Annotated in this window: 1 protein-coding gene; it reads right to left on the minus strand. The window is 62.0% G+C overall.

The genetic code is table 11. From position 1 onward, the window contains the following. Window positions 1–209: 209 nt before the first annotated feature. A complete protein-coding gene (locus C7G61_RS42705) occupies window positions 210–1,289 on the minus strand; it encodes an IS630 family transposase (RefSeq protein WP_108523411.1) in 1,080 nt (359 codons plus the stop codon). Between the last annotated feature and the right edge of the window lie 141 nt (window positions 1,290–1,430).

Genomic DNA, 1,430 nt, shown 5'->3' on the forward strand with positions numbered 1-1,430 from the left:
CCTGCCGATTTTCCGCTGGAATTCGAGCTGCAGATTCCGTCGGAGGACGCGAACGCGAATGTCCGGCTGGTGTGGACCACCGGGATTCATTACGGGGCGAGGTTCACGGACTAAAAACCGGTAGAACCCGCATCATAACCCCCAAATTCGTCCTGCTTGTAGGGTAATCTTCCCAAAAAGAAGGGGTTCGCGTAGAAGACCACCTTCCGCTAGTGTTGTGACTCTAACGCTTGTTTCGCACGGGCGACCTTTTCCAGGATAGCTGAGGCCGAGGCGGTCCAGACAAAGGGTCTCGGGTCGGCATTGTGGTGCTCCAGGTAGTCCATGATCGCGCTTTCCAGATCGGGCACGCTCGTGAAGGCGCCCCGCCGAATGCGCTCCTGGGTGATCAGGGCAAAGAAGCGCTCAACCTGGTTGAGCCATGAGGCCGAGGTCGGCGTGAAGTGCAGGTGGAAGCGCGGATGCTTTTCGAGCCAAGCCTTCACCTTGGGGTGCTTGTGGGTGGCGTAGTTGTCCACGATCAGGTGCAGGTCGAGGCGCTTGTCGGTGTTGCGATGAATGACACGCAGGAAGCGCAGAAACTCCTGATGGCGATGGCGCTTCATGCAGGTGCCCAGGACCGTGCCGGTCGCCACATCGAGAGCGGCAAACAGGGTCGTGGTGCCATGTCGTTTATAGTCGTGGGTCATGGTGCCGGCACGGCCCTTCTTGAGCGGCAGGCCCGGCTGGGTGCGGTCGAGCGCCTGGATCTGAGACTTTTCATCAACCGCGAGTACCAGGGCTTTGTCCGGCGGATCGAGATACAGGCCGACCACATCCTGGACCTTCTCGACAAAGGGCTTGTCGGTGGACAGCTTGAAGGTCTTGACCAAGTGCGGCTTGAGGCCGTGGGCGTGCCAGATCCGCTGCACGCTGGTGTGGGACAGGCCTGTGACAGCGGCCATCGAGCGCACGCTCCACTGCGTCGCTCGCGGCGGCTTCTCATGCAGGGTCATGTCGACAACCCGCTGGATCACCGCGGCCGTCAGGGGCTTGCGCCCTGGCGGGCGGGTGGCGTCCTTGAGAAGCCCGTCGACGCCCGCCTGCGCATAGCGGCGGCGCCAGCGCCTCACCGTCAGAGTGCTCGTGCCGACGCGGCCGGCGACCTCGGTAGCGCGCAGGCCCTCACCAGCCAGCAGAACAATCCGAGCCCGCCAGACGACCTTCTGGGATGTGTTGCGGTCACCGACCAAGCTCTCCAAGCGATCTCGATCAGCGGCGGGAACCTCAATGCGTTCGATCTTGCCCATCAGAGCAGGATCGCACGTCGGATCGGATTTCGGAATCACTCGTCAGTGACAGAACACTAGCGCATCCCAACCCGGCCATGATCGGAAAGGATCAGACTGACGCCAAAGACTCGACCGGCAACCTCTTCACCCAGCAGCAGG

Origin of the sequence: Bradyrhizobium algeriense (assembly GCF_003062295.1) — a bacterium.
In the GTDB taxonomy this organism is placed as follows: Bacteria; Pseudomonadota; Alphaproteobacteria; order Rhizobiales; family Xanthobacteraceae; genus Bradyrhizobium; species Bradyrhizobium algeriense.